Genomic DNA, 18,641 nt, shown 5'->3' with positions numbered 1-18,641 from the left:
TCGTGGCAGGGGAGAGATGGCCGGTCAGCGGAGGGCGGCGGGCATCGGGCGTCCGAGGGCGAAGCGCCGTGCCCCCGGCCGGCCTTCGACCAGGTCGGCCGCGAGCTCGCCCAGGGCGGGAGCGAACTTGAACCCGTGACCGGAGAAGCCGGCGAGCACCGTCACCGGGCCCTGCCGGTCGACCACGAAGTCGTGGTCGGGGGTGGACGTGTAGAGGCAGGTGACCGGCTCCGGTGCGGCGGACGCCAGACCGGGCAGCCAGGTACGTACGTACGCCTCCAGCCGCGCGGCCGCCAGCGGGTCGGGGGTGCGGTCCCGGTGGTCCGGGTCGACGACCGGGCCGACCGCGTGGAACCCGACCTTCACGCCGTCCGCGCTGCCGAGCCCGTACACCCCGCCCGGCTCGTCGAAGCCGGCGCCGGGGTGGTGCACGAACGCCGGCCACCGCAGGGCGTCGTCCACCGCGAAGTGCAACGGCTGCTCCTGGGTGACCCGCAGCGGCGGCAGCCCGTCCACCAGATCCGGCAGGACGGACGGCGACCAGCCCCCGACCGCGACGACCGCCGTGTCCGCGACGACCCGCTCACCCGCCCCGGTCTCCGCGACGACACCGCCGCTCCCGGTCCGTCGCAGGGCGCGCACCCGCACCCCGTGGCGGACGTCGGCGCCGAGTCCGGCAGCCGCCGCCAGCAGCGCCGCCACGGCGGCGTCGGCGTGCAGCCGGCCCCCTTCCGCGTGCAGGAGCACGGAGGTGTCGGCGCGCAGACCGGGCCAGCGCTCCGCCGCCTGTGCCGGGCTGAGCAGCGCCCCCGGACGGCCCGCCGCCGCCAGTGTGGCGGCGAGTTCCCGCACGGTGGCGGGCGACCCGTGGTCCACGGCTCCGGTGACCGTCAGCACCGGCCGGCCGGTCTCCTCTTCCAGGCAGCGCCACAACGGCAGGGCCCGCAGAGCGAGCCGTACGTACCAGGGATCGGCGTACGTCAGCCGGAAGATGCGGGAACTGCCGTGCGAGCTGCCCCGGTCGTGGCCCGGACCGAACCGCTCCAGCACCGTGACCCGGTGGCCGCGCGCCGCCAGCCGCCAGGCGGCCGAGGCACCCATCACCCCGCCCCCGACGATCACCGTGCTGGGTGCCATGACGGTCTTCCTCTCTGCTGTGTACGGAACGGGGTCAGGAGTTGGTGATCGGCAGGCCGGGCGGGTTGACCTGCGAGGTGCGCACGGCCTCGTCCTTGAGGTTCCACGTCTCCAGCAACTTCGCGTACTGACCGTTCTCGATCAGGTAGTTGATGGCTTCGGCCAGCGGCTTGGCGAGACCGCTGCCCTTCTTCGCCGTCGCGCAGATCAGCCCCTGCAGCGAGGCCCCGGCACCCGAGTACGTACCGCCGCTGCGCGTGGCCTGGGGCGTGCTCGCGGACTGGGTGATGTGATAGGCGATGGCCGGGTTCGGGCCGAAGTACGCGTCGATCTTCTTCGAGTTCAGCGCCAGGTGGATGCTGTTGTTGTCGGCGAAGTACTTGACGTCGAGCTTCTCGCCCTCGGACTCGAGCTTGTCCCGCCACTCCAGGAGGATCTTCTCCTGGTTGGTGCCGGACGCGACCGCGACCGTCTTGCCCGCGAGGCTCTTGTACGTACCGTCGAAGTTCCAGTCCGCCTCCTTGCGCAACTCGAAACCGAGGTTGTCCTTGCGGTAGCAGGCGAACTCGTACTTCTTCTTCCGCTCCTCGGTGTCCGTGATGTTGGAGAAGCCGGCCTCGGTGCGCCCGCTGTCGATCCCGACGAAGAGGTTCTCCCAGGTCGCGTTCTTCGGCTCGGCCTCCAGGCCGAAGACCGCGGCGACCAGGCGGCCGAGGTCGGGCTCGGAGCCCGTCACCGTCTTCTGGTCGTCGCCGAGGAAACCGAGCGGCGCGGAGCCGGCGGGGAGCATGCCCAGGCCGATGGTCAACTTGCCGTCCTCGGTGACCGACTCGGGCAGCTGCGCCCGGATCGAGGCGACCTCGGGCACGTCCAGCGTGATCTCCTCGGCGGCTCCGTTCGAGGCGGCGCCGATGACGACCGATCCCTTGGCGGCGCCCGAGGAGCCGGCGGACTTCTCGCTGTCGTCGTCTCCGCAGGCGCTGAGTCCGGCGGCGAGAGCGAGGACGGTGCCGGCGGTGGCGAGGGTGGAGAGGCGGGATCTGCGGCGGGACATGTCGGTTCCTTGTGGGTGAGGGAGAACAGGTGGAAGGACGTGTGGGTGAGAGGGGTGCGGCGCGGGCACCGCGCCGGTGGACGGACGGCCGACGGAGGTCAGAGGACCTTGCCCAGGAACTCCCTGGTGCGGGCCTCGCGCGGGTGGTCGAGCACGTCGGCGGGTCTGCCCTGCTCGACGATCACGCCGTGGTCGAGGAAGACGACCTGGTCGGCGACCTCACGGGCGAACCCGATCTCGTGGGTCACCACGATCAGCGTCGTACCTCCGGTCGCCAGCTCCTTGATGACCGCGAGCACTTCGCCGACGAGCTCCGGGTCGAGCGCCGAGGTCGGCTCGTCGAAGAGGATCACCCCGGGGTCGAGAGCGAGCGCGCGTGCGATGGCGACCCGCTGCTGCTGCCCTCCGGAGAGCTGCCGGGGATAGCTGTCCGCCTTGTCCGCCAGCCCCACCCGGTCGAGGAGGGCACGAGCCAGCTCGCGGCTCCGCTCCCGGTCGGCGAGGCCGACGGCGGCCGGCGCGGCGGCGACGTTCTCCACCACCGTGAGGTTCGGGAACAGGTTGAAGTTCTGGAAGACGAAGCCGATCCGGCTGCGCTGCGCCCGGATGGTGCGCTCGGGCAGCTCCTTCAGCCGTCCTCGGTGGTGCCGCACCCCGATGGGAACGCCGCCCACCGTCACGTGGCCGATGTCCAGCTTCTCCAGGTGGTTCACCGCACGCAGGAGCGTCGACTTCCCCGATCCGGACGGCCCGAGGATCACCGTCACCGATCCCGGCTCCACCGTCAGATCGATGCCGCGCAGCACCTGGTGCTCACCGAACCACTTGTGCGCTTGATGGATCTCCACCGCCACCGGGTCGGCGCGGACGAGGCTCTTCGTGCTCTGCGGTGCGCTGACGCTCATGTGCTCGATCCGATCGCGATCCTGGAACGGGCGGCCCGGACGGCGGCCCGGAGCTTCTGCAACGGGGTCGGGGGCACGGTGCGCAGCGCGCCCCGCGAGTAGTGGCGCTCCACGTAGAACTGGATCACCGAGATGACGCTGGTGAGGATGACGTACCAGAACGTGGCGACCAGCAGCAGCGGGACGATGTCACCGGAGTAGGTGCTTCCGAGGCTCTGCACGGTGCCGAACAGGTCGAGCAGCGAGACGTAGAAGACCAGCGACGTGGCCTTGACGAGGCCGATCAACTGGTTGACGTAGGCGGGCACGATCACCCGCAACGCCTGGGGGAAGACGATGCGGCGGAACTGGTAGCCGCGCGGCAGTCCGAGAGCGGAGGCCGCCTCGTGCTGCCCCTGGTCCACCGAGAGCACGCCCGACCTGACCACTTCGGCCGCGTACGCCGCCTCGTTGAGGCTGAGGCCGATCACGGCGACGGTCATGTCGGTGGCGAGCCGGGACTCGTCGAACTCGAAGAAGGCCGGTCCGAACGGGACCCCGACGCTCAAGGTCTGGTACAGCGCGCTGAAGTTGTAGAGGAAGAGCAGGACGACGATCAGCGGCACGGAACGCAGCAGCCAGATGTAGACCCAGGAGACGGACCGCAGCACCGGATTGGGCGACAGCCGGCCCAGCGCCAGGATCACGCCGCCGATCAGGCCGAACACCGCGCTGAGGGCGGCGACCTCGAGGGTGATCAGCAGACCGTCGAGGATCGCCGGCCGGAAGAACCAGTACGAGAAACGGTCCCACTGGTAGAAGGGGTTGCTCACCAGTCCGTGAACGAACTGGGCCACCAGGACGAGGACCACCGCGGTGAGCACCCACCGCCACGGATGCCGCAGCGGCAGCACCCGCTCCGCCGCGAGGCGGGGGTCGTGCGCGGAGGCGGCGCGGGCGGCTGCCCCGGGAGCCGGAGGCTCTTGGGGCGGTGCGGGGGAGGAGCCGGTGGTGACCGGATCCTCCGGGGGCGCGGACGTCTCGGGCATGGGTGCTCCAGCGGTCAGGGGCCTGCCGGACGGTGCGCGGCGCGCGGTCGGGCCGGAGTCGGGAACCCTGGCCGGAGCCCGGGCAGGGTGCGGAGATCACGAAAGGGCGGGGCGGACGCCGTCTTCGGCCGGTCAGCAGCCGCGGTGCGGTGCGCGGGCCGGCAGCCCGCAGGTACACGAGCGGTGAGCGCGGCACTCGTGCGACGGCGTCCGCGGGGAGGCGAGGCGCAGCGTGGCGGACGGCGCGGTGGAGCGGAGGCGGCGGACGCCTGCCGTCCTCTCCGGTGCGCTTGCCATGCTGGTCATCGTGGTTCTCTCTGCCGCGTGAGCGAGCCGCTGGGACACGCTCGGTGGAACGGGCCGCACACGGGATCGTGGCCGCCGGACCGCCGGGGGATCACCGGGCCGGTCCGGCGTCAGTAACCCATGCGGGTGAGGCCGCGTCAACGTCCCCCGCGACTGTGTGAACGGGGGTGAGAGGCCGTGCGACGGTACGGGTGATGGGCGGCCCGGACCCTCCTGACCAGGGGAAACGTCAGGAGGAGGCGGGCCGTGCGCACCGACGGGCCGGAGCCGGGAGGGCGCGCGGGGCGGCGCGCATTTCGTGATCCTGTAACACGGGCTTCATGCCCGGTCATACCGGACGCACGAGGAGCGCGGCGGCTCCCGGCGCTCCCCGTGCGCCCGTCCGAGCGGCCGGTGACGTGGACCGGCGGACCTACGGGCGCCCTGCGAACGGTACGGCCACCGAAGGCGCGGCGGCCGTCGCGTACGGGTGCCGCCACAGCCCGCGCCGCTCCAGGACCGGCAGGACACCTTCACCGAACCAGTACGCCTCCTCCAGGTGCGGGTAACCCGACAGGACGAACTCCTCGATGCCCAGCGACCGGTACTCGGCTATCAGGTCGGCGACCTCCTCGTGCGAGCCGACCATGGCCGTCCCCGCACCGCCGCGCACCAGCCCGATCCCCGCCCACAGGTGCGGGTGGATCTCCAGCCCGTCCCGCCCCCCGCCGTGCAGGGCGAGCATCCTGTGCTGGCCCTCCGACTCGCTGCGCGCCAGGCCCTCCTGCACGGACCGGACGGTCCGCTCGTCGAAACCCTCCAGCAGCCGCCCGGCCTCGGCCCACGCCTGCTCGGACGTGTCCCGGGCGATGACGTGCAGGCGGATGCCGAATCGCACGGTCCGCCCCTCTTCGGCGGCGAGCTTCCTGATCCAGGCGATCTTCTCGGCGACCGCCGCGGGCGGCTCCCCCCAGGTGAGGTAGACGTCGCTGTGCCGGGCCGCGACGAGGCCCGCGGCGGGGGAGGAACCGCCGAAGTAGATCTCGGGGACCGGCTCGGGCACCCTCGCCAGCTCGGCGCCCTCCACCCGCAGGTGCTCACCCGCGTGGTCGACCGACCTGCCCTGCCACAGCTCCCGGACGATGTGCAGGAACTCACCGGTGCGGGCGTACCGGCCGTCCTTGTCGAGGAAGTCGCCGTAGGCACGCTGCTCGCGGCTCTCGCCGCCGGTGACGATGTTCAGCAACAACCTTCCACCGGTGAGGCGTTGGTAGGTGGAAGCCATCTGCGCCGCGAGCGTCGGCGACACCGACCCGGGCCGGAAGGCCACCAGGAACTTGAGGCGTTCGGTGTGCTGGCTGACCAGGGCCGTGGTGAGCCAGGCGTCTTCGCACCAGGCGCCCGTCGGTGTGAGAGCGCCGACGAAGCCGAGCTGCTCGGCGGCGAGTGCGATCTGGGTGAGGTAGGGGACACTCGGCGGCCGGTCGCCACCCGCCGCCGTGACGGGCGTGCCGTGACCGCCCCCGACGACGTGCCGGCTGTCGCCGTTGGTGGGGAGGAACCAGTGGAACGTGAGGGACATGGGGAGAACCCTTTCGGTACGACGTCGGGAGGTGGGGAAGCCGGGTGACGGGCGCGGGCCGCCGGTGCCGGTCAGAGGAGTCCGTGGCGGGGTGGACGGGTGCCGTTCAGGGCCCAGCGACCCAGGTGCTGCACCTTCCAGCGCGTCGGATCGTGCAGGGTGTGGGTCCGGGCGTCACGCCAATGCCGGTGCAGATTGAGCGAGTCGAGTGCCGCTCGGGTACCGGCCACTTCGAAGAGGGCCGAACCGGTCTCCACCGCGGCCTCCGCGGCGACGACCTTCGCCGCGGCGACGGCGAGGGAGGCTTCGGCCGCGGAGTCGTCGGTGAGGTCGGCCTCCGCCCGGTCGACCGCGCGCGCGGCCTCCGCCAGCAGCGCGTCGGACGACCTCACGCGCAGGGAGAGTTCGCCGAACCGCTGGACGAGGAGCGGATCGTCCGCCGCCTTCTCGACGCCCGCCTCGAACCAGGGCCGGCTCTTGGTGCGCACGAACGCGGCGGCCTCCTCCAGAGCACCGGCCGCGATCCCGGCGTCGATGGCGGCGTGCAGCAACTGGGCGACCGCGCCGTGCAACTGCGGGCCGCGGAAGGTGAGGTGGTGGGGCACCACCCGGTCGGCGGGCACCATCACACCGTCGAGCCGGACGGTCCCGCTCGCGGTCGTGCGCTGCCCCATGCCGTCCCAGTCGTCCACCACGGTGACACCGTTCGCGGAGCGCGGTACGTACGCCACCCACAGCTCGCCGTCGTCGCCCCGGGCCAGCACGGGTATCCAGTGCGCGTAGAGCGCCCCGGTCGAGTAGTGCTTCTCCCCGGTCAGCAGGAATCCGCCCTCGCGGGCGGTGAGCCGCGTCCGGATGTCCTGGACGTGTCGCGTGCCGGCTTCGGACTGGGCGTTGCCCAGACGCCGGCCGGCCAGCACCTCGCCGAAGAAGAACCGGCGCTGTTCCTCGCTGCCCCGGGCGCGGAGCACGTTCACGTACACGAAATGGCTCTGTGGGATCTGCGCGAGGCTGGCATCGGCCGAGGCGAGGATCCGTACGACGCGGGCCAGGGTGGTGTGGCGCACGCCGGCTCCGCCGTACGCCCCGGGCACCGTGACGCCGAGGAGACCCGAGGCGGAGAGGCGGTCGAGCTCGGCGTGCGGGAGGCGGCGCTCCGCGTCCCGCACGGCGGCCCCGGCGCGGAACTCCGCCGCCAGTCGCGACGCGAGGGCGAGCGCCTCGGCGTCGTCGCGCACGACATGGGCGGCGGGCGGTATGCCGGCGGAGCCGGGAGGAGGGGCGGCGGGAACGGTCATGGGATCTCCGGAGGTCGGACGCGGCCGCGCGGGCGGCGGCGCCGGGCGGGTGGGTACGGGTTCGGCGGGAGACGTCCGGGCACCGGTACGGCACCGGACCGGTCGAGGGGGCGTGGCGCACCGGGACGCGTGCGGGGGCGTGACCGGAAGGTGCACGGGTGGACGGACACGCCGCGAGTTCCGCGTGAACCCGGCTACGGCGTACCCACGGCACCGGGGCGGCGTCGCGCGAGGTACGGCGGAGGAGACGGGACACGGGGGCGGGCAACGACCCCCGGACGCGCTACGGCAGGGCGGTCAGTGACCGGTGCCGGGACGACAACCGTGGCAGGGGCGACAGACGGCGCTGGAGACACGCGCGAGATCGACATGCCGCCGCCGCGTGAGGTCCACTCGCTCGTCCATGGTCACCGATCCGCTGGGAGGGGAGGGCCGTCCGACCGGGCCCGGTCCACCCGCCCGGCGGGGAGCCCGTGCCACCGGGGAACGCGGTCCGTGCGGCCGTCCCGGCCGCCGGCTCTGCCGTTCCCGCAGGGAGCGTACCGGCAGTCGGGGCGGGAGGGGGAGCCGGTATCGGCGAACCGCCGGCGCGTCGCCCTCAGGTGAGGAGAGGCAGCAGCGCGTCGCCGGAGGAGCGGCGTCCGCAGCCGCGGGCCCGGCCGGCAATGGCGCGGGGGCCGGCGAGCCCCGCTCCGGCCGCCCGCGCCCACGCCGCACACGAGGACGTCGATCCGGTCCGGCCGGTCGGCGAGTGCGGCCGCCGGGCGGGCGTACGCCGGCACGTGGCCGAATCGCCGTACCGAGGCTGCCGTCTCCCGCCGGAAGCGGTGGGCCGGTCGGGACCGGACCGGTCCGCCGGGGACGCACGGAACGGGGAGCGGCGCGTGAGCGCGCCGCTCCCCGTCGTGCCCGGTTCCGGCGACCGCCGGAACCGTGTCAGTCCACGTAGGTGATGCTGGAAGAGCTGTAGATGCAGTAGGTGCCGTCGGCGCCCGAACCGGTCTCGGACGGCTCTCCGCTCGTCACCCCCTTGTACTTCTTGCAGATGTCGATGTCGCGGTCCTCGTCGTCGTAGATCGTGACGCCCGAGAGCTTGGCCGTGTCCCCGTAGTTGGTGTTGATGCCCACCAGGGAGGTACCCGGGGCGGTGACCCAGACGTTCGAGATCTCGACGTGGCGGCCGTACTGCGTGGAGCAGTTGCCGCAGGAGCGGTAGAGCTTGCCGAAGTCGTCGACCTGGAAGTTCTTGATGACGACCGTGCCGGCGCCGTTGTGCTGGAAGACCTTGTCGTCCGCCAGGCGTGCGCCGCCGCCGTCGACCGTGGCGACCTGCGAGGAGGAGCTGCCGCGGAAGGTCGCCGCGTCCTCGCCCACGTCCTCCCACCAGACGTTCTTGAGGGTGCAGGCGCCGGCGCAGTGGACGCCGTCGGCGGCGGGGGATCCGAGGATGACGTTCTGCAGCGTGGCTCCGGCAGCCAGTTCGAACATCGCCGGCTGGTCCTCGTCCTGGCCGTCACTGCCCAGGTCGCCGCTTCCGTAGAAGCGCTTCAGACCACCGTCGTAGGTGCCGGACACCTGGATGCTGGCCGGGACGGCCTGGCTGCCCTTGGCGCTCGGCCACGCCGGCTTCGACCCCGGAGGGGTGGTGGGAGGCGTGGTCGGAGGCGTCGTGGGCGGGTCGGTCGGCGTCGTCGTCCCCGCCGCGGTGAACGTCCAGCGCTTGCTCGTCACCGAGTCGCAGGAGTTCTGCTGCACCAGCGTGCCCGGGCTGGTGGCGGAGTCCTTGGTGTTGAGGCACTTGCCGCCGTTGCTGTTGACGACCTGGTAGACGTTTCCGCTCACCTGCGTGAGCGTCCACACCTGGGTCGCGGCGCCGCTGCACGTCTGCTGCTCCACGGCCTTGCCCGCGCTGGTGGAAGCGTCCTTCACGCCCGCGCACTTTCCGCTGTGCGAGGCGGTGAGGGTGTAACCGCTGCCGGAAGCCGTGAGCTTCCAGGTCTGCGCGGCACTGCCGGCGCAGGTGTTCTGGGTGAGCTGGACACCGGCGGAGGTGCCGGCACCCGGGACCTCCAGACACAGTCCGCTGCCGACGTTCGACAGGGTGTACGACCCGGCTGCGGGTGCGGCCGTGGCCGAGCCGGTGGCGAAGAGGGCGGTGAGGGTTGCCGCTATGAGCGCGGCGACCGCGAGGAACGAGGCGGCTGCCCTGCCGCCCCGCCTTCTGGCATGCTGGTTCTCCGTGCGCATTCGTAGTTCCTTTCGCCGCCTGCGGCGTCCTCCGCAGGCACCAGGAAGAGCTGATGCGGTGGTAAGAGCAGGTTCTCGGCCAGGTGACCATGAGGTGCTTCGTTCGGATCTCTGAACCGAGTTCTTGTATGCGAACGCCGGTGACGGTACGTCAACCGGAATCGGCGGTCAATGGGTTGCGCGCCAACCGATACGAAGGGCCTTCCGGGCCACCGCACGGCACAGCCGGACACGACGCGCCCGCGCCGGACGGACCCCGCGGGGCGGACCGGAACGGCCGCCCTGCGGGGTCCGTCCGGCGCGCCGCAGGGCCGGTCCCGGCGCGCGGCGGCCGGAACCGGTGGTGCGCCGGAGACGGACCCCGTGCTCAGGACTCCTCGGCGGGCCGGCGGCGCGTACCGCCGGTTCCGCGCAGCCGGCGCTGCAACCGGCGCAGCGCGGGGTGACGTTCGTGCAGCTCCGCCGACCGGCGGTCGAGCTCCTCGCCGAGCCGCTCGGTGCGCTTGTCGATGTCGAGTTCGTCGAGCACCCGGTCCACCTCGGCCAGCAGCGCCCCGTGCAACTGCCACTGCCGCGGGTGCTCCTGCACGTCCTCCAGGAGCAGGTCGGCGATCCGGTCACGCGTCTGCCGGCCCTGCGCCAGCGCCTCGGCGAGGCGGTCCTCGGCCTGCTCACCGCCCGACGCGAGCGGCGAGGTGATCAGCCGCGCGAACGCCTCGATGGCCTCGGCCATCCGGTCGAAGAGTTCGGCCAGCCCTTCGCCCACGTCGACGGGGAACATCGGCTCGTCGGTGCGCTGCTTGGCCAGATCCGTCAGGGTGCGGGTCAGCACGCGCAGGACGACGGCGCAGATCTCCAGGGTGTCGAGACCGGTACGCAGCACCACCCTGTTCAGCAGCCCCTGGCGCACCCTCGGGTTGAGCATGAGGCTCTCCTCGGCCTGCCGCAGCGAGGCGTCCACCTCCACGATGTCGTGGTCGAGGCGCCGGGCCTCGTGCAGTCGGGCGGCGGCCTCCTTCACGGGGATGTGACCACTGATCTCCTGGCCCATGGCACGCAGCATCGTGCCCATCCGGGTGGCCAGCCCTTCGATGGAGGCGCCCGCCGTCTCCACCCAGACCGGTGGCGCGAAAAGGAGGTTGAAGAGCAGCCCCACCCCCGCGCCGATCAGCGTCTCCAGAATCCGGTCCCACGCGGTGTCGGCGATCTGCGAGACGCCGAGCACCAGCATCGCGCTGATCGCCACCTCGGGGACGAACTCGTTGACCCGCACCACCCGGCCGACCAGCAGGGCGGTGAAGATGGTCAGCCCGAGACTCCACCAGTTCAGGCCCACCAGCGCGCTGAAGCCGATGGCGATGAGCACACCGACGATCACCGAGTTGACTCTGCGGATGCCGGTGGTCAAGGTCGCGTAGAGGGTGACCTGCACGACCAGCAGCGCCGTCAGCGGAGCTGTCAGCGGAGCCGGCTGGGGCAGGGTCCACTGGGCCACGGAGAACGCGATGACGGCCGCGGCCGTGGAGCGCAGCGTCTGCACGGCCGCGGGTTCGGTGGTGCGCCGGACGAGTTCGAGTACGGGTGCGGAAACTCCAGACATTCCTACAAGCTGCCCCGAAGATCGCGTTCGCAGCGTCCCCCGCCCCAGGTGCCTCCGTACGGACGCAACGCGGTCCGCCCACGCGCTCCGGGGCGAGCCGCACCCGCGCGTACGGGCGCGCCGCTCGCCCCACGGGTGACGCGCGAACAGGGCTGGCGCGGAGCCGATAACGCGTTGCGCGCACGGGCGCGGCGCTGCGAGGCTGACGCCCATGCCCGACGACGTGACGCTCACCGCCCCCCATCTGTCCGACCTCTTCTCCCGGGGACGCCTGAAGGCAGTGCCGCGCAGGCCCGCCCGCCGGGGCCCGCTGCTGGAGCACCTCGCCGCGACGCTCTTCGACACCGGACGCTTCTACACGGAAGGCGAGGTGAACGACGCCCTTCTGACGGTCCACGACGACTCCGCCGCGCTGCGCCGCTATCTGGTCGAGTCGCGGCTGCTGACCCGCACCCGCGACGGCCGGGCCTACCGGCGGGCCGCCGAGGTTCCGTCGGCCTGACGACAGGCCCCCGGACCGGGGTGCCGGGGGCGGAGGAACCCGCGCAGAGGTCCTGTGCTGAACTGTCCTGAATCCGACTGATTCAGGAGCATCACTGTGAGCAGTTTCCGCCATCCCGGCGTGGTCTTCACGGACCGCACCTTCACCGTTCCCCTCGACCACGCCGACCCCACGGGTGAGCGGATCGAGGTCTTCGGCCGGGAGGCGGTGGCTCCGTCCAAGGTCGACGAGGACCTTCCCTGGCTGGTCTACCTGGAAGGCGGCCCCGGCTTCGGAGCACGGCGCTTCGTCGGCAGCGAAGCATGGCTCGGCCGGGCCCTGGAGGAGTTCCGGGTCCTCCTCCTCGACCAGCGGGGCACCGGTCTCTCCACGCCGGCGAACCGGCAGACCCTCCCGACACGCGGCGGGCCCGCCGAACAGGCCGCCTACCTGAGCCATTTCCGCTCCGACTCGATCGTGCGGGACTGCGAGCTGATCCGGCCCCGGCTGACCGGCCGGCGCCCCTGGACCGTCCTCGGCCAGTCCTTCGGCGGGTTCTGCGCCGTCCACTACCTGTCGGCGGTTCCCGAAGGCCTGGCAGCCGTACTGATCACCGGCGGACTGCCCTCGCTCGACGCCCACGCGGACGAGGTCTACCGCGCCGCGTACCCGCGCATCGAACGCAAGGTCGCCGCCCACTACGCGCGCTACCCGCAGGATGTCGCGCGGGCGCGCGAGATCGCCGCGTACCTCACCGCGCACCGGGTCGAATCCGCCGGTCACCTGCTCACCCCCGAGGGCTTCCAGTCGCTCGGCATCATGCTCGGCGGCGGCCAGGGCAGCCACCAGCTCCATTACCTGCTGGAGAACGCCTTCGTCACCACCCCGGACGGCCCCGCGCTCTCCGACGCCTTCCAGGAAGCCATGCGTACGGCGAACTCCTTCGCCGCCCACCCCCTGTACGCCCTGCTGCACGAGCCGATCTACGGCCAGGGCGAGCGGCCCACCGCCTGGTCCGCCGAACGCGTCCGTGCCGAGTTCCCGCAGTTCGACGCCGCCACCGCGCTCGCCGGCGACGGACCGCTGCTCTTCACGGGCGAGAGCATCCATCCGTGGCACTTCGGGACGGACCCCGCGCTGCGCCCGCTGCGCGAGACCGCGGAACTGCTGGCGGCCCGCACCGACTGGCCGGAGCTGTACGACAGGGAGCGGCTCGCCGCCAACGAGGTCCCGGTCGCGGCGGCCGTCTACCACGACGACATGTACGTGGACACGGGCCACGCGCTCACCACGGCGGCGGCGATCCGGGGGCTGCGGACCTGGGTGACCGACGAGTTCGAGCACGACGGCCTTCGCGCGGGCGGTCCCCGCGTGCTGGACCGCCTGCTGGCCCTGGTCCGCGACGAGGTCTGAGCGGACCCGGCGAGGGACCGGGGCGCGCACCTGCCAGACCGTCCCGCCGGTGCCGCGGCGGGGAGGTGAGACTGCCTCCGGCCGGGTGCGGAGAGTGCGGCCGAGCGCTCTCTCCGGCCGCACCCTCGGTTCGACGTAACGCGGGGCCGTCGCCAGGGCCGGGCACCACCGTGTCGAACGCGGCGGCACCACTGCCGGCACCCGGCGGCGGGGCGGGACCAGCGACGGGGCGGTGGCGCGCGGCCCGCTAGCCCGGGCCGCGGGCGGGTCCGGCCGGGTCGCGTACCGAGCGAGCCGGCGGCGCACCGAACGCGCCTGTCCGTGAGCGGCGAGGGCCTCGGCGGCCATGGGCGCGTGACGGGTGGGCCGCCCGGCCACCTCCGGTCCCGCACGGTGCGTGCGGGCGACGGCCTGTGACGACGGGCCCGGGACTGTCTGCCGCGACCGGCGTCCGCGCGAGCCGGAGGAGAGGGCGCGGACGCGCCGGGAATCAGCTCTGAAGGGCTTCCAGCGTCGCGTTCAGGTCGGGGGCGGTCCGGGGGGCACGGTTGTGCGGCAGCTTGGAGAGGGCGGCTGCCATGGCGCAGGAGTCGGTGACGGCGGAGAGGACGAGCCCCGAGCCGACGCCGGCCGACAGCCACCGGGCCGCGGGGAAGCGGCGGCCGAGGAGGAGCCCCGCCACCACCAGGGAACCCGCCGCGAGCCGCACCTGGCGCTCCATGGGCCAGACGGCCTTCGCCCCGGTCACGCGGTCCAGGCCGTGCCCGGCGTTCTCCCAGGCGGAGGTGCCGCCGGAGAGCGTCGCGGCGTCTATGTCGGCGTCGGCGAGTATCTCGGCCGCACGCGTGGAGCGGACGCCCGAGGCGCACACCACGAGCAGCGAACCTCGCGCGGAGGCGGACTTCAGTGCCGGAAGGGCCTCGGCCATGTGGTCGAGCGGGACGTTGTGCGCGCCGGGAACGTGCCCCGAGGCGTATTCGCCGGGACCCCGGACGTCGATGACGGTGAATTCGTCCAGACGGGCTGCGGCCTGGGCAGGGGAGAGGGATGCCGGGCTGGTCACGTGCGGGTGTCCTTTCGTTTGCGGGGCAGACGGAACGTGTTCCGTCTGCCCCGTACAGGATAAAATACCCCCGGGGGTATCAGGAGGGGTGTGTGTGGAACTCGACATGGCGGCCGACGAGCTGAAGTCCGTCCTCAACCGTCTGCGCCGCGCTCAGGGGCAGCTCGCGGCGGTCATCCGGATGATCGAGGAGGGCCGGGAGTGCGAGGACGTCGTCACGCAGATGGCGGCCGTCTCCCGCGCGCTGGACCGGGCCGGCTTCGCGATCATCGCGACCGGCCTCCAGCACTGTCTGACCGAGGGTACGGCCGCGCCGGAGGACCGTGAGCGGATGCGGGCGCGCCTGGAGAAGCTCTTCCTTTCCCTCGCCTGACCCCGCTCCCGCCCAGCCCGGCCTGCCCGATCCGCCCCTTTCCCGGCACGCCGGGCGCGTGCCGACGGCGCCGAGGACCGGGCCCGGCGGGCGACCGCCTCGGCCGGTTCCGCACACTGGGGGCATGAGCGAACAGGCGCAGAGCGATCCCGAGCTGGACACGGTGCTCTCCGGGGTCGGCCCCCGGCTGCGCCGCCTGCGCAAGGAACGCGAGGTGACGCTCGCCGCTCTCTCGGCCGCCACCGGCATCTCCGTCAGCACCCTCTCCCGGCTCGAATCCGGTGGGCGCCGCCCCACCCTGGAACTGCTGCTGCCCATCGCCCGCGCCCACGAGGTCCCGCTCGACGACCTCGTCGGTGCCCCGCCCGTGGGAGACCCGCGGGTCCGGGCCAAACCGATCGTCCGGCACGGCCGGGTCATGCTGCCGCTCACCGCCCGGCCCGGCGGACTCCAGGCGTACAAGCTCGTCCAGCAGGGCGGCACGGGCGAGCCGCCGGAGCAGCGCACCCACGAGGGGTACGAATGGCTGTTCGTCCTCTCCGGGCGGTTGCGACTGCTCCTCGCCGACCACGACCTGGTGATGGAACCGGGCGAGGCCGCCGAGTTCGACACCCGGCTGCCGCACTGGTTCGGCCCCGCCGGAGAGGAGACGGTGGAGTTCCTCAGCCTCTTCGGGCCGCAGGGCGAGCGGATGCATGTGATCGCCCGCCCCCGGGGCGACTGATTCCGGCTCACGGCATCAGCCGGCCCGCCCGCACCACCCACCCGTACCCACCGGCCGCAGCGGCGGACCCACAGGTGTTCCCACAGGGCAAGCGACCGCTTAGTATGCGCCGGAGCAAGCGAAACGCCGACAGGTTCGTGGAGGCCTTCATGCAGGCATGGCGAGTGCACCGCAACGGCGAGCCGGGCGAGGTGATGACGCTCGACGAGACGGACCGCCCGGTGCCCGGCGAGGGGCAGGTACTCCTCTCGGTGCGGGCGGCGAACATCAACTTCCCCGACGCACTGCTCTGCCGGGGCCAGTACCAGGTCAGGCCCCCGCTGCCCTTCACGCCCGGGGTGGAGATCTGCGGTCGGACCGAGGACGGACGCCGGGTGCTCGCCACCCCCGCGCTCCCGCACGGCGGCCTCGCCGAGTACGTCGTGGTGGACGAGGCGGCGCTGCTGCCCGCCCCCGGAGCGCTCGACGACGCCGAGGCCGCGGCCCTGCACATCGGCTACCAGACGGGCTGGTTCGGCCTGCACCGCCGGGCACGCATCCAGCCCGGCGAGACCCTGCTGGTGCACGCGGCCGCCGGGGGGGTGGGCAGCGCCGCCGTTCAGCTCGGCAAGGCCGCCGGAGCCACGGTGATCGGAGTCGTCGGAGGGCCCGAGAAGGCCGCCGTCGCCCGGAAGCTCGGTTGCGACCTGGTCATCGACCGGCGTACCGAGGACATCGTCGCCACCGTCAAGGAGGCCACCGGCGGGCGCGGCGCCGACGTCGTCTACGACCCGGTCGGCGGCGACGCCTACGCCAAGTCCGTCAAGTGCATCGCCTTCGAGGGCCGGATCGTCGTCGTCGGCTTCGCGGGCGGCACCGTCCCCGCACCGGCACTCAACCACGTCCTCGTCAAGAACTACTCCGTCCTCGGACTCCACTGGGGCCTCTACAACACCAAGGACCCCGCCGCCGTCCGCGCCTGCCACGACGAGCTGACCGAGCTGGCCGCACAGGGGCTCGTGAAGCCGCTGGTCAGTGAGCGGGTCCCGATGTCCGCGGCGGCGGACGCCGTCCAGCGGGTCGCGGACGGCACGACCACCGGCCGCGTCGTCGTCCTGCCGACCGGGAGCACCCGATGACCACCCACGCCGACGCCGCCGACCTCCTGCGCCGCACCCGCGAACTGCTCGCCGCCCATCCCCCCGCCACGACCGGCCGCGAGGAGTTCCTGGGCGCCCGCTTCGACGCGGGGCTCGCCTGGGTCCACTACCCGGCCGGTCTGGGCGGCCTCGACGCCCCCCACTCCCTCCAGCCGGTCGTCGACGCCGAACTCGCCGCCGCGGGCGCCCCCGACAACGACCCCCGCCGCATCGGCATCGGCCTCGGCATGGCCGCCCCCACGATCCTCGGCTTCGGTACGGACGAGCAGAAGCGGCGCTTCCTGCGCCCGCTGTGGATCGGCGAGGAGGTCTGGTGCCAGCTCTTCAGCGAGCCCGGCGCCGGTTCAGACCTGGCCGCGCTCTCCACCCGGGCGGTCCGCGACGGCGACACCTGGATCGTCGACGGGCAGAAGGTCTGGACGTCCAGCGCCCATCTCGCCCGCTGGGCCATCCTCATCGCCCGCACCGACCCCGACCTGCCCAAGCACCGCGGCATCAGCTACTTCGTCTGCGACATGACCGACCCGGGTGTCGATGTGCGCCCCCTGCGCCAGATCACCGGCGAGGCGGAGTTCAACGAGGTCTTCCTCACCGGTGTACGCATCCCCGACAGCAGGCGGCTGGGACCCGTCGGAGAGGGCTGGAAGGTCGCCCGGACCACGCTCATGAACGAGCGCGTCTCCATCGGCGGGGCCCGCATCCCCCGCGAGGGCGGGATGATCGGCCCGGTGTCCCGCACCTGGCGCGAGCGTCCCGACCTGCGCACCCCCGACCTGCACCAGCGCCTGATCACGCTCTGGGTGGAGGCCGAGGTCGCCCGCCTCACCGGCGAGCGGCTGCGTCAGCAACTCGTCGCGGGCCGGCCGGGCCCCGAGGGCTCGGGCATGAAGCTCGCCTTCGCCCGGCTCAACCAGCAGATCAGCGGCCTGGAGGTCGAACTCCTCGCCGACGAGGGTCTGCTCTACAGCGACTGGACGATGCGCCGCCCCGAACTGGTGGACTTCACCGGACGGGACGCCGGCTACCGCTACCTGCGCTCCAAGGGCAACTCGATCGAGGGCGGCACCAGCGAGGTGCTGCTGAACATCGTCGCCGAGCGTGTCCTCGGGCTTCCCGCCGAACCGCGCACCGACAAGGACGTCGCCTGGAAGGACCTGTCCCGATGACCGCCCCGATCCAGCCCGCCACCACCCCCGACCTCCTCTACTCCGAGGCCGAGGAGGACCTCCGGTCGGCCGTGCGGGCCCTGCTCGCCGACCGGTCCGACGCGCCGTCCGTGATCGCCCGGACGGAGTCCGACACGCCGTACGACCAGGAACTCTGGAAGACCCTCGCCGCCGGCATCGGCGCCGCGGGGCTGCTGGTGCCCGAGAAGCTCGGCGGCCTGGGGGCCACGCACCGGGAGGCCGCCGTCGTGCTGGAGGAGCTCGGACGGGCCGCCACCCCCTCCCCGTACCTCACCAGCGCGGTCGTCGCCACGGCGGTCCTGCTCGCCCTGGACCCCGAGGACGGCCCCGCCGCCGTCCTGCTCGGCGACCTCGCTGCGGGCCGGCGCACCGCCGCGCTCGCCGTACCCTTCGCCGCCGCGCCCGGGGGGGACCACACCGCCGAGGTGACCGCCGACTGCGGCGCGCTGACCGGCACCGTACGGGGTGTCGCCGACGGGGCCCTCGCCGACGTCCTGCTGGTACCCGCCCCCACCGGGCTGTACGCCGTCGAGCGGGCCCCTCACCGGGAGGCCACCGTCGTCCTGGAACGCCTCGTCCCGCTGGACCTCACCCGCCCGCTCGCCTCGGTCACCCTGGACGGCGCCCCGGCGACGTTGCTCGCAGGGCCAGGGGACTGCGTGGCGGCCGTGCGGCAGGGACTGCTGACCGGCGCGGGGCTCCTCGCCTCCGAACAGCTCGGCGTCGCCGAATGGTGCCTCACCGAGACCGTCCGATACACGCGTGAGCGCCACCAGTTCAACCGGCCGATCGGTTCCTTCCAGGCGCTCAAGCACCGCATGGCCGAGATCTGGCTCCAGGTCGTCTCGGCGCGCGCCGCCGCCCGCAACGCCGCCGACGCGCTGGCCACCAGCGCCCCCGACGCGGCCCTCGCGGTCGCCGTCGCCCAGGCGTACTGCTCCGGAGTGGCGGTGCACGCGGCCGAGGAGTGCGTCCAGCTCCACGCGGGGATCGGCATGACCTGGGAACACCCGGCCCACCTGTACCTGAAGCGGGCGAAGGCCGACTCCCTCGCGTACGGGACGGCCGGCCGCCACCGCGAGACCGTCGCCGGCCTGGTGGAGCTCCCGGCTCCCTGACGAAGGG

General features: G+C 72.9%; 15 protein-coding genes and 2 pseudogenes. 7 read left to right on the top strand and 10 right to left on the bottom strand.

The window, feature by feature from the left end:
• Nucleotides 1-24: 24 nt before the first annotated feature.
• The 9 genes and pseudogenes from PZB77_RS01015 to PZB77_RS00975 form a co-directional block, all read right to left on the bottom strand.
• Nucleotides 25-1,137, bottom strand: a complete 1,113-nt coding sequence (locus PZB77_RS01015) for an FAD-dependent oxidoreductase (protein WP_275490596.1) — start codon at nt 1,135-1,137, stop codon at nt 25-27.
• A gap of 34 nt (nt 1,138-1,171) precedes the next feature.
• On the bottom strand, nt 1,172-2,191 hold the full coding sequence (locus PZB77_RS01010; protein ID WP_275490595.1) for a transporter substrate-binding domain-containing protein: 1,020 nt from the start codon (nt 2,189-2,191) through the stop codon (nt 1,172-1,174).
• Nucleotides 2,192-2,289: 98 nt separating this feature from the next.
• Nucleotides 2,290-3,096: an amino acid ABC transporter ATP-binding protein gene (locus PZB77_RS01005; protein ID WP_275490594.1), complete on the bottom strand. Its 807-nt coding sequence runs from the start codon at nt 3,094-3,096 to the stop codon at nt 2,290-2,292.
• Nucleotides 3,093-4,124, bottom strand: coding sequence for an amino acid ABC transporter permease (locus PZB77_RS01000; RefSeq protein WP_275490593.1), 1,032 nt, complete (start codon nt 4,122-4,124; stop codon nt 3,093-3,095). Before PZB77_RS01000 ends, PZB77_RS01005 begins: the two co-directional genes overlap by 4 nt.
• Before the next feature lie 718 nt (nt 4,125-4,842).
• Complete coding sequence (locus tag PZB77_RS00995) at nt 4,843-5,991, bottom strand: LLM class flavin-dependent oxidoreductase (protein ID WP_275490592.1); 1,149 nt, start codon at nt 5,989-5,991, stop codon at nt 4,843-4,845.
• Between the two features lie 71 nt (nt 5,992-6,062).
• Nucleotides 6,063-7,289 (bottom strand): SfnB family sulfur acquisition oxidoreductase, encoded by a 1,227-nt coding sequence (locus PZB77_RS00990; RefSeq protein WP_275490591.1) that lies wholly within the window; start codon nt 7,287-7,289, stop codon nt 6,063-6,065.
• 936 nt (nt 7,290-8,225) lie between these two features.
• Nucleotides 8,226-8,921: pseudogene (locus PZB77_RS00985) on the bottom strand (pectate lyase); the annotation flags it as partial.
• A 72-nt stretch (nt 8,922-8,993) separates the two neighbouring features.
• Nucleotides 8,994-9,536: pseudogene (locus PZB77_RS00980) on the bottom strand (RICIN domain-containing protein); the annotation flags it as partial.
• 367 nt (nt 9,537-9,903) lie between these two features.
• Nucleotides 9,904-11,136 carry an aromatic acid exporter family protein gene (locus PZB77_RS00975; RefSeq protein ID WP_275490590.1) on the bottom strand — a complete coding sequence of 411 codons (1,233 nt, stop codon included), beginning with the start codon at nt 11,134-11,136 and terminating at the stop codon, nt 9,904-9,906.
• A 211-nt stretch (nt 11,137-11,347) separates the two neighbouring features.
• Between PZB77_RS00975 and PZB77_RS00970 the strand changes: the two genes are divergently transcribed.
• Nucleotides 11,348-11,638: a DUF2087 domain-containing protein gene (locus PZB77_RS00970; RefSeq protein WP_275490589.1), complete on the top strand. Its 291-nt coding sequence runs from the start codon at nt 11,348-11,350 to the stop codon at nt 11,636-11,638.
• A 96-nt stretch (nt 11,639-11,734) separates the two neighbouring features.
• A complete protein-coding gene (locus PZB77_RS00965; protein WP_275490588.1) occupies nt 11,735-13,030 on the top strand; it encodes an alpha/beta fold hydrolase in 1,296 nt (431 codons plus the stop codon).
• A gap of 490 nt (nt 13,031-13,520) precedes the next feature.
• On the opposite strand, the gene PZB77_RS00960 is transcribed toward PZB77_RS00965, so the two are convergent.
• Complete coding sequence (locus PZB77_RS00960; protein ID WP_275490587.1) at nt 13,521-14,093, bottom strand: rhodanese-like domain-containing protein; 573 nt, start codon at nt 14,091-14,093, stop codon at nt 13,521-13,523.
• A gap of 94 nt (nt 14,094-14,187) precedes the next feature.
• Here PZB77_RS00960 and PZB77_RS00955 point away from each other — a divergent pair, with 94 nt between their 5' ends.
• The 5 genes from PZB77_RS00955 to PZB77_RS00935 all read left to right on the top strand — a co-directional run bounded on the left by PZB77_RS00955 (nt 14,188) and on the right by PZB77_RS00935 (nt 18,634).
• On the top strand, nt 14,188-14,466 hold the full coding sequence (locus tag PZB77_RS00955) for a metal-sensitive transcriptional regulator (protein ID WP_275490586.1): 279 nt from the start codon (nt 14,188-14,190) through the stop codon (nt 14,464-14,466).
• Nucleotides 14,467-14,590: 124 nt separating this feature from the next.
• Complete coding sequence (locus PZB77_RS00950; protein WP_275490585.1) at nt 14,591-15,190, top strand: XRE family transcriptional regulator; 600 nt, start codon at nt 14,591-14,593, stop codon at nt 15,188-15,190.
• A 149-nt stretch (nt 15,191-15,339) separates the two neighbouring features.
• Nucleotides 15,340-16,308 carry an NADPH:quinone oxidoreductase family protein gene (locus PZB77_RS00945; RefSeq protein WP_275490584.1) on the top strand — a complete coding sequence of 323 codons (969 nt, stop codon included), beginning with the start codon at nt 15,340-15,342 and terminating at the stop codon, nt 16,306-16,308.
• Entirely contained in the window at nt 16,305-17,495 is a 1,191-nt protein-coding gene (locus PZB77_RS00940; RefSeq protein ID WP_275490583.1) for an acyl-CoA dehydrogenase family protein, read from the top strand. Before PZB77_RS00945 ends, PZB77_RS00940 begins: the two co-directional genes overlap by 4 nt.
• A complete protein-coding gene (locus PZB77_RS00935; RefSeq protein WP_275490582.1) occupies nt 17,492-18,634 on the top strand; it encodes an acyl-CoA dehydrogenase family protein in 1,143 nt (380 codons plus the stop codon). The genes PZB77_RS00940 and PZB77_RS00935 overlap by 4 nt, the downstream gene beginning before the upstream one ends.
• The last annotated feature ends 7 nt before the right edge of the window (nt 18,635-18,641 follow it).

This window comes from Streptomyces sp. AM 2-1-1 (assembly GCF_029167645.1).
Lineage (GTDB): Bacteria > Actinomycetota > Actinomycetes > Streptomycetales > Streptomycetaceae > Streptomyces.
This window is presented reverse-complemented; position numbering and strand designations above follow the sequence as displayed.